The organism is Mesorhizobium caraganae (assembly GCF_016836705.1).
Classification (GTDB): domain Bacteria; phylum Pseudomonadota; class Alphaproteobacteria; order Rhizobiales; family Rhizobiaceae; genus Mesorhizobium; species Mesorhizobium caraganae.
Genome location: NZ_JAFCGY010000014.1, coordinates 14,323 through 26,678 on the forward strand (window position 1 = coordinate 14,323; position 12,356 = coordinate 26,678).

Annotated in this window: 11 protein-coding genes and 1 riboswitch; of the genes, 6 read left to right on the plus strand and 5 right to left on the minus strand. The window is 63.5% G+C overall.

Annotation, left to right across the window (positions count from 1 at the left end; translation table 11 throughout):
* Positions 1-4: 4 nt before the first annotated feature.
* From JQK88_RS21610 to JQK88_RS21630, 5 genes are all read left to right on the plus strand, one after another.
* The gene (locus JQK88_RS21610) at positions 5-970 is read left to right on the plus strand and encodes a type II secretion system F family protein (RefSeq protein WP_203279404.1); all 966 of its coding nucleotides are present in this window, start codon (positions 5-7) and stop codon (positions 968-970) included.
* A 1-nt stretch (position 971) separates the two neighbouring features.
* Positions 972-1,937, plus strand: a complete 966-nt coding sequence (locus JQK88_RS21615; RefSeq protein ID WP_203279405.1) for a type II secretion system F family protein — start codon at positions 972-974, stop codon at positions 1,935-1,937.
* A 132-nt stretch (positions 1,938-2,069) separates the two neighbouring features.
* Complete coding sequence (locus JQK88_RS21620) at positions 2,070-2,891, plus strand: PA3715 family protein (RefSeq protein WP_246501857.1); 822 nt, start codon at positions 2,070-2,072, stop codon at positions 2,889-2,891.
* 162 nt (positions 2,892-3,053) lie between these two features.
* On the plus strand, positions 3,054-3,524 hold the full coding sequence (locus JQK88_RS21625; protein ID WP_192258759.1) for a hypothetical protein: 471 nt from the start codon (positions 3,054-3,056) through the stop codon (positions 3,522-3,524).
* A 161-nt stretch (positions 3,525-3,685) separates the two neighbouring features.
* Entirely contained in the window at positions 3,686-4,858 is a 1,173-nt protein-coding gene (locus JQK88_RS21630) for a GGDEF domain-containing protein (protein ID WP_203279406.1), read from the plus strand.
* Between the two features lie 85 nt (positions 4,859-4,943).
* Here JQK88_RS21630 and gcvP read toward each other — a convergent pair whose 3' ends face one another.
* From gcvP to gcvT, 3 genes are read right to left on the minus strand one after another with little or no spacing between them, the layout of a single operon-like run.
* Positions 4,944-7,754 carry an aminomethyl-transferring glycine dehydrogenase gene (gene gcvP, locus JQK88_RS21635; protein ID WP_192258757.1) on the minus strand — a complete coding sequence of 937 codons (2,811 nt, stop codon included), beginning with the start codon at positions 7,752-7,754 and terminating at the stop codon, positions 4,944-4,946.
* An 18-nt stretch (positions 7,755-7,772) separates the two neighbouring features.
* Entirely contained in the window at positions 7,773-8,141 is a 369-nt protein-coding gene (gcvH, locus tag JQK88_RS21640) for a glycine cleavage system protein GcvH (RefSeq protein ID WP_192258756.1), read from the minus strand.
* A gap of 5 nt (positions 8,142-8,146) precedes the next feature.
* Positions 8,147-9,247: a glycine cleavage system aminomethyltransferase GcvT gene (gene gcvT / locus JQK88_RS21645; protein ID WP_192258755.1), complete on the minus strand. Its 1,101-nt coding sequence runs from the start codon at positions 9,245-9,247 to the stop codon at positions 8,147-8,149.
* A 149-nt stretch (positions 9,248-9,396) separates the two neighbouring features.
* Positions 9,397-9,485: riboswitch (glycine riboswitch) on the minus strand.
* Between the two features lie 176 nt (positions 9,486-9,661).
* Between gcvT and JQK88_RS21650 the strand changes: the two genes are divergently transcribed.
* Positions 9,662-10,663, plus strand: coding sequence for a hypothetical protein (locus JQK88_RS21650; protein ID WP_192258754.1), 1,002 nt, complete (start codon positions 9,662-9,664; stop codon positions 10,661-10,663).
* Between the two features lie 19 nt (positions 10,664-10,682).
* On the opposite strand, the gene JQK88_RS21655 is transcribed toward JQK88_RS21650, so the two are convergent.
* Together JQK88_RS21655 and JQK88_RS21660 are read right to left on the minus strand one after the other, a co-directional pair.
* Positions 10,683-11,474, minus strand: coding sequence for a molybdopterin-binding protein (locus JQK88_RS21655; RefSeq protein WP_203279407.1), 792 nt, complete (start codon positions 11,472-11,474; stop codon positions 10,683-10,685).
* A 1-nt stretch (position 11,475) separates the two neighbouring features.
* Complete coding sequence (locus JQK88_RS21660; RefSeq protein WP_246749981.1) at positions 11,476-12,342, minus strand: cytochrome b/b6 domain-containing protein; 867 nt, start codon at positions 12,340-12,342, stop codon at positions 11,476-11,478.
* Positions 12,343-12,356 lie beyond the last annotated feature (14 nt).

Sequence of the window (12,356 nt, forward strand, 5' to 3'; positions counted from 1 at the left end):
GCTGGTGTTCGAGAGTTTCAGCCCGATCTATGTCGTCTATGCCGCGGCAGCGCTGACCGGCATCATGATCGCCGAAGGCTGTTATCTGCTTTATGCCGGCCGTAGCGATAAGCGCCTGGCCATCAACCGGCGCATGAAGCTGCAGGAAAACAAGATCAGCCAGGAACAGGTGCTGATCCAGTTGCGCAAGGAGCGCGGCCTGGACGCCGGCACCTCACTGTTCTCGCCCGATCGTTTTCGCGCCTTGCGTACGCAGTCGGGCATGGTGATGCCGTTGCCGAAATTCCTGATGATCACGACGGGCGTGGCGCTGGCGATGACGCTCGCCGCGCTCTGGTACGGTCTGCCGCTGCTGCTCGCCATCTTGCTGTTTGTGATGCTCGCGCCATTGCTGCCGGTGCTGGTGCTGCGTACCAAGCGCAGCCGCCGGGTCAAGCGGTTCGGCGTGCAACTGCCGGAAGCGCTGGAGTTGATCACGCGCGGCCTTAAAGCCGGGCATCCGGTTCCGGTGGCGATCTCTATGGTGTCGCGCGAGATGCCCGATCCGATCGGCACGGAGTTCGGCGTTATCTCCGACGAGGTGACCTATGGTTCCGACCTGGTCTCGGCGTTGAACTCACTGTTCGACCGGGTCGGCCAGGAGGATCTGCCGCTGTTCGTCACCGCGGTGTCGATCCAGACGAGTTCGGGCGGCAATTTGCGCGAGATCCTCGACGGGCTGTCAACGACCATCCGCGAGCGCGGCAAGCTGCGCCGCAAGGTGCGCGCCATTTCGACGGAAGGCCGTATGTCGGCCTACATCCTGACGGCGGTTCCGGCGCTGCTGTTCGCCGCCATCATGGTGCTGATGCCGCAATTTTACAGCCAGGTTTGGGATGTGCCGAAGACCTGGTACCTGCTGGGCGGCTCGGTGACATGGCTGATACTGGGCAACATCATCATGTTCAAGATGTCGAACTTCCGGTTCTGAGATGGAACAGGTGATCCAGTTCCTCGCCTCGCTGGCGCCGACCTCGATGATGCCGGTGGCCGCGCTGCTCCTGGCATTGGGCGGCAGCGCGGTGGCATGGCCGCTGGTGTTGGCCAAGGGCGACCGCAACGATCTCAAGCGCCGGCTCAAGGTCGATGACAGGAAGGTTCCCGAACAGGTCGAGGCGGCGCCGAAGAAGAGCCAGAGCGTCGTGCGCGAGAAGGCGGTGAAGCGGGCGCAGGAATTCTACGCCAAGAGCGATCCGGAAAATGTCGCCCGGCTGCGCATGAAGCTGATCCAGGCGGGCTATATGGAGCCGCGTGCGGTCGGCACGTTCTTCCTGATCCGCTTCGGCTGTCTCGTGGGCACAGCGATAGGCGCGTTCCTGGTCAATCAGTGGATGGCGAGCGCCGATTCCACCGCGACCAGCCGCTGGACCTTCATCATCCTGTCGGGAGCCGCCGGCTATTTCGTGCCCGGCCTGGTGCTCAGCCAGAAGGTGCGGGAAAAAATGCGCGAATACCGCAACGGCTTTCCCGACTTCATGGATTTGATGATCGTCTGCTCCGATGCCGGCATGAGCATGGAAGCCGGCATCGAGCGCGTCTCGAAGGAACTGGCCAAGACCTATCCGTCGCTCAGCCAGAACCTGCAGTTGGTGTCGCTGGAACTGAGGGCTGGCCGCAGCCTCGACGATGCCCTGAAGGCGCTCGCCGATCGCCTCAGCCTTGACGAGGTGCGCTCCTTCGCCACGCTCCTGCAGCAGTCCAAGGAACTCGGCACCAGCCTCGCCGGGGCGCTGCGTGTGTTCTCCGACGAAATGCGCCACAAGCGCATGTCGCTGGCCGAGGAAAAGGCACATGCCTTGCCGGCCAAGATGTCGGTGCCGGTGGTGGTGTGCATCCTGCCGGTGGTGCTGATGATCGCCGTCATCCCGATCATCGTCAAAATGACTGCCGCGCAGTAGATACGTCGGAGCCGCCCGGCGACTTCCTGCGGTTACTCACTTCAATTAGCCCTGCCTGGATTTCGCGGGACCCGGCCAGTGCGGCTGCTTCGGCAAAACCAGCAAATGAGTGATCAGCCAATGCGAATAATCTTGTGCACCGTCTTCCTCAGCCTAGCCACGGCCGGCTTGTCGCCTGCCCAGGCTGCGGCCGGCGACTGCGGCGATGCTGCCGCTCTCGTGCAGCAGGCCTATCCCAAGGCTCGCAAGAGTACTGACGGCACCTCGTTCACACTCGAGCCCCATACCAGCATCGCTCAAACCCTCCGGGACGGCGATATGCCGTTCGGTTTGGTCTGCAAGGTCTGGCCCGCCCATGACGAATTGTTGCTGGTCGCGGTGCCGCTGCTCGACAGCTCCCAATCCAGCGACGACCGACACGTCGGCGATATCGAGTTGCTGGTGGTCGACCGGAACAGCCTGCAGGTGCGCCAGCGGCTGCTCCAGCCTGATCTGATGACGGATGACGCCATCGCAATCCGCGAGATCGAGTTCGACACCGGCCACTATGGGCTGGCCCCTGGTATCACCGCCTTCGGCCTGCGCATCGGGATGGCAAACCATTCGCAGCCGAATCCCTTTAGCGAGACCGATCTGCGGCTCTATGCGGTTGACGGCAACGGCCTGCGGGTGGTGCTCGCTGGCATGATCGTGGCAGGCAGTGGCGGCGAGGGCGATACCAACTGCGCAGGATCGTTTCATTCCACTCAGGTGACGCTGACCATGGGCCGGGCGGTACATCACGGCTATCACGACATTCATGTGGTCGAGCGATCGGATACCGATAATCCATTTCCTGATGCGAACGGGGAGTGCCAGTCTCATCCCGGCAAGTCCACAGGCCATACCTATCGGCTGCGTTATGACGGCAGCCGCTATCCGGTTCCGGCTGCGCTCAACGCCTTGGAACCTTGAGGCCGCTCGCGTCGGTGCCGATGGAAGGCTGCGCCTGCTGGTTAATGGACGGTGTGCCGGAAACCAAATTTTCAGCGCATTTCAGCACCGAAGCTTAATCGCTCTCCTGTACAAATGATCCCCAGAGAATGACCCGGTAAATCGGGCGATTGGGGCAGGGGCATGCGTCACAGAAATTTCACGGCAATGGCCGCGCTAGCGGCCGTCTTGGCGGTCAGCGGTTGTACGACCGAGAACGTCGACAAGACCAAGACCACATCTATCCAACCGGCGGCAAAGGACGTCAGCACGTCCGACCTGGCGCAGGGCAAGGCGCAGTTCCGCGACGCCAATTACGGTCTTGCCGAACAGCATTTCCGCAAGGCCGTGGAGCTGAAGGCCGACAGTGCCGAGGGATGGATGGGGCTGGCTGCGTCCTACGACGAGCTCGGCCGCTTCGACTTCGCCGACCGCGCCTACGACCAGCTGTTGAAGGTTGCCGGGCGCAAGCCGCAGATCGTCAACAATATGGGTTATTCGCAGCTGCTGCGCGGCAACAAGCAGAAGGCAAGAGCCCTGCTGATGGAAGCAAGGGCCGGCATGGCCGACCCGACCGTGGTCAACGCCAATCTGGCGCTGCTCAACAAGGGGTGAGGCTTCGCAACCGTCGTTTGTGGTATCTGCCGCGATCTATCGACGGTTTGTAAACCCTGTCGAAAATTTGCACTGCAAGCCCGGTCAAAAACGGTATCTCGAAGCCATCGCTCGCCTATGATGCGGTGCAACCGACGATCCCTGAAGGCTGTCGTTCACCCATGCTGGATTTCAGTTCGCTCCTGCTGGCGGCTGCGCTGTCGGGCACATGCCTCAGCGTTACCATGTTTGCGATCTGGTTCACGGCGCCGCGTGCGCGCTTTGTGCTAACGGTGGCGTGCGGCATTCTGGTCCTTGTCACCCATGTCATCGTGTTCTGGCGCTACACAAGGGAGCCCAATCCCTGGCTTTGCCAGACGGCATTAGCACTTCTCAGCCTCGGGTTCCTGGCCCTCTCGCTTTCGGCCATGCAGTATCTCGGTGTGCGCGACCACAGTCGAGCCGTCCTGCCGACCCTGCTTGCGATGGCGATCTGCGCCGGCGTGACCTATCTCGGTTTCGACGGCGTCGGTTTCATCCTCACCTATACGACGGTAACGGTGCTACTCGCCTCGATCGGGGTGATGTTCTGGATAAAGGGCGGCGGTCATGATCGCGGCATTCTTCTGGTCGTCTCGGCTCTGAGCGGTGTCTGCGGGCTGTCCTTCGGGCTCTGCGGCGCGGTGCTTCTGGTTAAGGGCCAGTGGGTGCTTGGCGTCGCGCCCGACAATTGGGCCGAGCGGCTGAATTCCGTCGTCGCGGTCGCCTGCATGACGGCGCTCGGCGCGCTGACGCTGTCGCTGCATCATTTGCAGGCGCAGATCGAGTTGAAGGCCGAGACCTTGACCGACCCGCTGACCGGCCTGATGAACCGGCGGGCTTTGAATTCACTCTATGGCGAGCGCGTCTTCGGACCGTTCATGTCGGTCGCCATGTTCGACCTCGATCATTTCAAGCGGACCAACGATGTCTATGGCCATCCGGTCGGCGACCGGGTGCTTTGCCGCTTCGCCGCAATCATCAAGAAGTATGACAGGGCCGGCGTCCATGCCTTCCGGCTGGGCGGCGAGGAGTTCGCGCTGGTCATGTCGCGGATGACCGAGGACAAGGCCTACGATCTCGCCAGCAAGATCGGCGTCGCTTTCGGTACGGAAGTGGTGCCGACGCCGCGCGGTCCGCTGCGCAGCAGCGTCAGCGGCGGCATCGGCTTCGGCGCGGAGGGCGGCAGCAGCCTCGACGAGGTGCTGGCCGAGGCCGACAAGGCGCTCTACGCGGCCAAGCACGCCGGGCGAAACCGTGTGCTGGTCCTGGACAAGACGAGCAAGGCCGACGGGCCGGCCTTGCGTTCTGCCTGATCCATCTGCTTTTTCCGCAATTCCCAAGGGAAAGCGCTGCGCTTTTCCCGCGAAAACCGCGTCGCATTTTCCCTGCTTATAGCCTCTACTCGGCGGCGCCGAGATATTCCGACAGCGGCGGGCAGGAGCAGACGAGGTTGCGGTCGCCGGCGACATTGTCGATGCGCGACACCGGCGGCCAGTACTTGGCTGATGTATCGGCGTCGCCGGCAGGGTAGGCCGCTTCCAGCCGCGAATAAGGATGCGTCCACTGGCCGGCAAGCGTTTCGGCCGCTGTGTGCGGCGCGTTGACCAGCGGGTTGTCCTCAAGCGGCCATTCACCCTTCGCCACCTTGGCGGCCTCGCCGGCGATGGCGATCATCGCCTCGCAGAACCGGTCGAGCTCGCGCTTGGGCTCGGACTCGGTTGGCTCGACCATCAGCGTGCCGGCGACCGGGAACGACATGGTCGGCGCGTGAAAACCGTAGTCGATCAGGCGCTTGGCGATGTCGTCGACACTGATGCCGGCGCTTTCCTTGAGCACGCGGGTGTCGAGGATGCATTCATGCGCGATGCGATCGTGCCTGCCCTTATAGAGAAGCGGGAAGTACGGCGCGAGCCGCGTCGCCACATAGTTGGCCGAGATGATCGCCGTCTCCGTCGCCTGCTTCAGCCCGCCGGCGCCCATCATGCGGATGTACATCCAGGTGATCGGCAGGATGGAAGCGCTGCCGAACGGGGCAGCCGACACGGCATGCGCCGAGCCTTCGGTGACATGACCCGGCAGATAGGGCTTGAGATGCGCCCTGACGCCGATCGGGCCGACGCCTGGACCGCCGCCACCATGCGGAATGCAGAAGGTCTTGTGCAGGTTCATATGGCAGACATCGGCGCCGATGTCGGCGGGGCGCGCTAGGGCGACCAGCGCATTGAGGTTGGCGCCGTCGAAATAGACCTGGCCGCCATGCTCATGGATCAGGGCGCAGAGGTGGCGCGCGCCTTCTTCGTAGACGCCGTGCGTCGAAGGATAGGTGAACATCAGCGCTGCGAGATTCTTCGAATGCTCGTTGGCCTTGGCCCGCATATCGTCCATGTCGATATTGCCGTCCTCAAGGCAACGCACGACGACGACGCTCATGCCGGCCATGGCCGCACTCGCCGGATTGGTGCCATGCGCGGAGGAGGGGATCAGGCAGATGGTGCGATGGCCTTCACCGCGCGCGCGGTGATAGGCGCGGATGGCAAGCAGGCCGGCATATTCGCCCTGGCTGCCGGCATTGGGCTGCAGGCTGACGGCGTCGAAGCCGGTAATCTCAGACAGCCAGCCCTCCAGTTCGCCGACCATGGCGCGATAGCCCTGCGAATGGCTGGCCGGTGCAAAGGGATGCAGATTGGCGACGCTCGGCCAGCTGACCGGCATCATTTCGGCCGCCGCGTTGAGCTTCATGGTGCAGGAGCCCAGCGGGATCATGGTGCGGTCGAGCGCCAGGTCCTTGTCGGCCAGCCGGCGCAGCAAGCGCATCATGTCGGTCTCGGAGTGGTTCTCGCGGAAAACCGGCTGGGTGAGGAATTCCTTGCCGCGCGGCTTGCCGGGCATCACGCCGGCTTCGGCAGCCCCGGGCTTGGCGCCGAACAGGGCGGCGATCGCCTCGAGATCGGCCTCGGTCGAGGTCTCGTCGAAGGCGATGCTGATGCGGTCGGCGTCGATGACACGCAGCAACCGGCCATCCTTTTCAGCGGCAGCGTCGATCGAGGCTGCCTTGCCCTTCACCTCGGCCGTAACCGTGTCGAAGCGGCTTGAGCCGAGTATGGAAACACCTGCGGCCTTCAGGCCCGCCGCGAGGCGATTGGCGAGCTCATGGATGCGCGCTGCAATCGCCTGCAGTCCGGCGGGGCCATGCCAGATCGCATAGGCCGTCGCCATGTTGGCAAGCAGCGCCTGCGCGGTGCAGATGTTGGAGGTCGCCTTGTCGCGGCGGATATGCTGTTCGCGTGTCTGCAGGGCAAGACGATAGCCCGGGCGGCCCTTGCTGTCAGTGGACTGGCCGACGAGGCGGCCGGGCATCAGCCGGGTCAGTTTGTCGGAGACGGCGCAATAGGCGGCGTGCGGGCCGCCAAAGCCCATCGGCACGCCAAAGCGCTGCATCGGGCCGACGGCGATGTCGGCGCCAAGCTTGGCCGGCGCATCGGTGAGCGTTAGCGCAAGCGGATCGGCGATGAAGACGACGACCGCACCGGTGGCGCGGGCCTTGTCGATCGCCGCCTTGTGGTCGCCATAGACACCAAACGTGTCCGGCCAGGAGACGAGCAGAGCGGCGGTGTTGTCGTCGATGGTCTCGCCGTCGACCTCGATGCCGAGCGGTTCGGCGCGGGTACGCACGACGTCCAGCGTCTGCGGGTGTGGCGTACCGGCCAGTGCCACCTTGGTGCGCTTGTCGCGATGATGGCGCAAGGCGATGCCGACGGCTTCGGCCACCGCCGTCGCCTCATCGAGCAGTGAGGCCGAGGCCACGGGCAGCCCGGTCAGTTCGGTGACCAGGGTCTGGAAATTGAACAGCATTTCCAAGCGGCCCTGGCTGATCTCGGCTTGGTAGGGCGTATAGGCGGTGTACCAGGCCGGGTTCTCGAACAGGTTACGCTGGATGACCGGCGGCACATGGACGCCGTGATAGCCAGCGCCGATGAAGCTCTTCAGCACCGTGTTCTTCGCCATGGTCGCCGACAATTCGGCCAACGCCTCGGCTTCGCTCGCCGGTGCGGGCAGGCCCAGCGGCAGGTCGAGGCGGATCGACTGCGGCACGGCCTGGCTGATCAGCGTCTCGACGGAGGGGACGCCGATCACGGCAAGCATGGCTCTGACATCATTTACGCCCGGGCCGATGTGGCGGGCCGAGAAGGGGGTAAGTGCTGCGCTCATCGTTTTTAAGTCCTGTTATCAGCCGATATGGGCTTTGTAGGCGGCCTCATCCATGAGGCCGGCGAGCTGGCCTTCGTCGGCAAGCTTCATCTTCCACAGCCAGCCGTTGCCGGTGGCGGCCGAATTGACCAGCGACGGGTCCGAGGACAGTGCGCCATTGGCGTCGGTGATCTCGCCGTCGACCGGCGCATAGACGTCCGATGCCGCCTTGACGGATTCGACGACCACGGCCGTATCGCCCTTGCTCAGCTTCGTGCCGATTTGAGGCAGTTCGACGAAAACGAGATCACCGAGCTGTTCCTGCGCATAGTCGGTGATCCCGACGGTGGCGATGCCGCCCTCGACGCTCAGCCATTCGTGATCTTGTGTGAAATAGGTTTTTGCCATCGGGGTTATCCTTTGCGGTAGCGATGAGGAGTGAAGGGCAAGGAACTGATATCGATCGGGATTTTCGTCCCGCGAACGTCGGCGAACAGTTTTGTCCCCGGCTTTGCCAGGGACGCCGAGGCATAGCCCATGGCGACGGGGTGGCCGGCCGAAGGGCCGAAGCCGCCTGATGTGACATGGCCGGCCGGATTGCCGTCGGGGTCGAACAGGGCGGCGCCGGCGCGCACCGGCTGGCGGCCTTCCGGCTTCAGGCCGACGCGCTTTTGCGCCGCGCCACGCTCCAGGATCGCCCGCAAGGCGTCGGCACCGATGAAGGATCCGCTGGCACGGAGATCCTTGGGGATCGCCCACATCAGGCCGGCACTGGCCGGATCGATTTCCGGCGTAATGTCCTGGCCATGCAGGCAAAGCCCGGCCTCCAGCCGCAGCGAGTCGCGGGCGGCAAGGCCGATCCACAACACGCGCTCGTCCTCAAGCAATTTCGCAACCAAAGCCCGCGCATCCGCTTCCGGCAGGCCGATCTCGAATCCGTCCTCGCCGGTATAGCCGGAGCGGCTCATGAACCAGTTCTGCTTCGGCTCGATGCCGTGCATGAACAGCAGAGAGCCGGTTTCGATGCCGGCGCGGGACAAGGCAGCCCAGGCTTCGGGTCCCTGGATGGCGAGAAAGACGCGGTCGAGCGCCTCGACCTTCACATCGAAATCCACCGCCAGCGCGCGCAAATGCTTCTCGTCCTCGACAGCATTGCCGGCATTGGCGACCACCATGAACCTGGTATCGCCGAGCCGGGTGACGATCAGGTCGTCGATGATCCCGGCGGCTTCGTTGAGGAAAAAGGTGTATTTGGACTGCGAAATCCCGAGCGCGCCGGCATCGAGCGGGCAGGCGCGGTTGAGCAGGGCGCCGGCGCCAGGGCCGCTGACTTCGAACAGCTTCATATGCGAAATGTCGAACAGGCCGGCATGTTCGCGGGTGTGGAGGTGCTCCTTCATCACGCCGGCCGGATAGGTCAGCGGCATCGACCAGCCGGCAAAGGCGCCAAAGCGCGCGCCGACGGCGGTGTGCAGGTCCTCGAGGGGAAGGTGTTTGGTATCGTCGCCCGTCATGTCATCTCCAGAGTCGCACGCAATCGGCCGCTGCTGGCGACCAGTCCGTGCCCCTCTGTCTGAAGCCTGAGAGACTCGCGCAACCGGAACTCTGTCGGCGACGCTTACACCTTCGGCGCGGGGGCAAGCCCCGACTTTCCAGAGTGTCTTTCCCGTCTACGGTTCTTTTGCCTGAGAGATTTCGGGCGATTTCCCCTTCGGCGGCAGCTCGCGCGCTGCTCTCTCCCGCAAACAGGTAGGACTCAGACCCTGAGTCCTCGACGCGCCATCCATAGCTTGTCGGCGACACCTTGTCACCTGCCAGCGACATCTTCCTGACAAGTCTTCACTAACCACGCCGTTTGCCGGTTTTTCAAGACACTGCTGATAGTTTGGTGGGCAATTGCGTTGGGCACGGCGGACGGGGATTGACAGATGAGCGAACGGATCCAGAGCGCACCGGTGGCGGCGCTGACTTCGAAAGATCGCATCACGGCGGAAGATGTCGTCATGTTGCGCCGCGAAGTGTTCGCCGACGGCGTGGTGAGCCGCGGTGAGGCCGAGGCGCTGTTCGCGCTTGACGCGTCAGCGACGAACAAATGTCAGGAATGGCCGCCTTTTTTCGTCGAGGCTGTCACCGACTACATCGTCCACCAGGAAAAGCCGGCGGGCTACATTTCCGAGGACAATGCCGACTGGCTCATCAGGACAATCTCCTGCGACGGTATGGTCGACAGTCTCACCGAGCTGGAGCTTCTGGTGCATGTGCTGGAGAGGGCGAAATCATCGCCCGGCCGGCTGTCCGCCTATGCGCTGGAACAGGTCGCCCATGCCGTGGTGGATGGCAAGGGACCGCTGATGCTCGGTGGCGCGCTGGTTCCCGGGCTGGTCGCCAAGGCTGAAGTCGATCTGTTGCGCCGCATCCTCTATGCCTATGGCGGCGACGGCAACATCGCCATCACCCGCACCGAGGCCGAGGTGCTGTTCAGGATCAACGAGCAGACTTCAGCCGCCGGCAATGATCCGTCCTGGAATGAGTTGTTCGTCAAGGCGCTCGCCAATTTCGTCATGTGTTCGGCCGGCTACGAAGCGCCGACGCGCGAGGCCGCCTTGCGCCGTGACAGCTTCTTCGAACAGGCCGAGCCTGAGTTTGGCGGCTTTTTCAGCCGGATGGTGTCGGGCGGGCTCGCCGGCATCATGGAAGCCTATCGTTCGCCCGGCGATATCGAGGCCGAGTGGGAATCGAAGAACCGGGCTGCCGAAGCGCTCGCGCGCCGTGCCGAAACGATCGATTCCGGCGAGGCAAAATGGCTGGCCGAGCGCATCGGCACCGGCCGTCCGCTGCATGACAATGAACGCGCGCTGCTGACGCTGATCAAGCACGCCTCGCCGGAAATCCATCCGGCGCTGAAGCCGCTGCTCGACAAGGTGGCGTGAACTCGATCGGCAGGCTCAATCAAATCCCGCCATACCAGTCGTAGCCATTGTCTTCCCAGTAGCCACCGCGGCCGCCGCCGACATTGGCGAAACTGTCGACCAGCTCGATCTTGTAGAGATATTTCGGCATCTTGTAGCCGAGCTGGCGCTCGACGCGCACGCGCAGCGGTGCGCCGTTTTCGACCGGCAACGGCTTGCCGTTGAGGCCATAGGCGAGGATCGTCTGCGGGTGGCGGGCGTCGATCAGGTCGATGCTGCCGTAATATTTGATCTCGCCGGCGAGGCTGCGGTCGATCGTGTCGAGGCAGTGGAACATGACGTAGCGCGCCTCAGGCTTAACGACAGCCTGATCCAGCACCAGCGACAGCGGCGTTCCGGTCCATTTGGCGATGCAACTCCAGCCTTCCACGCAGTCATGCCGGGTGATCTGGGTGCGGCTCGGCATGTTCTGCAGCTGCTCGCGGCTGAGCGACAGCGGCTTTTCGACCAGGCCCGTCACTTCCAGCCGCCAATCGGCGAAATTGTTGGCGAGCAGGCCTTTGTAGGTGTCGTCGTCGGGCGCGGTCACGCCGTTCGGCCGCTGCGGCTGGCGGATGTCGGCCTCGGAAAATTCCGGCGCCAGCGCGTCGCGACCGGCCAGCAGGCGCTGCGCGCGATAGGTCAGGCTGTTGGCGTTTTCGAGGAAGCTGCGAAGGCCGTCGCCCATGCCGAGCTGGCTATCAAAGGCATCGCAGCCCGACAGCATGATGCCGGAAACACCGAGGCTGGCACCGGTCAGGAATTTGCGGCGGCTGATCTGGAATTTGGCCATGTCAGACGCTCCTCTCTGCGGGTTTGTCGTCATGCGCAGGAGGATCGGTGCGGTACCAGCCGGTGATGATCGAGCGCAGTTCGTTGATCGGGCCGGCAGCAAGGATCATCAGCATGTGGATGATGAAAAACCCGACCAGCAGCAGCATCACCGTGAAATGGATGGTGCGCGCCGTCTGCCGGCCGCCGAGCACCTCGTTGAGCCAGGGCAGCACCGAGTTCATGCTCGGCGACATGGCAAGACCGGTGATGATCATCAGCGGCAACAGCACGAACAGCACGCCGCCATAAGCCATTTTCTGCAGCGTATTGTATTCACGGGTGTGGTGAAACCTGAGCTTGGCGTGGTCGATAATGTCCTGGGGCAAGCGCTTAAGGTCGTCCAGGCGCGGAGCCAGATCACGGCGCAGGTGGCCGTTGACCAGGCTGGCGACCAGCCAGACGACCAGGGTGGCAGTCAGTATCCAGGCAAAGAAGAAATGCACGACGCGGGCGGTGCCGAGGTCGTAGTAGGACGGGATCGTCGCCCAGGACGGGAAGGCGCGCGAGGTCTCCTGGCCGGCCGGTCCCGACCAGCCGAGCACGCCGGTGGTGTCGAAGCGATGGCCGAAGATCTCGGTATAGCCGCGCGGACCGGTCGTGGTGTTTTCGGCGCCGATGGCAAAGACAGTGTTGTTGTACTCGAAGCCGGATTGCTTGCCGATGTAGAGCTGCGGGCGGGCGTTGAAGATCTGCAGACCGGACAACAGCATGAAGAATAGCGAAATCGCCCACAGCCAGTGCGTCAGACGGGTCCAGCGCGATTGCCGGTAGATCAGTGTCGTCTCCTTCAGCGTAGTGGCGTCAGCCCCGATGCTTGGCTGGGTCATGGCAACGGATTCCA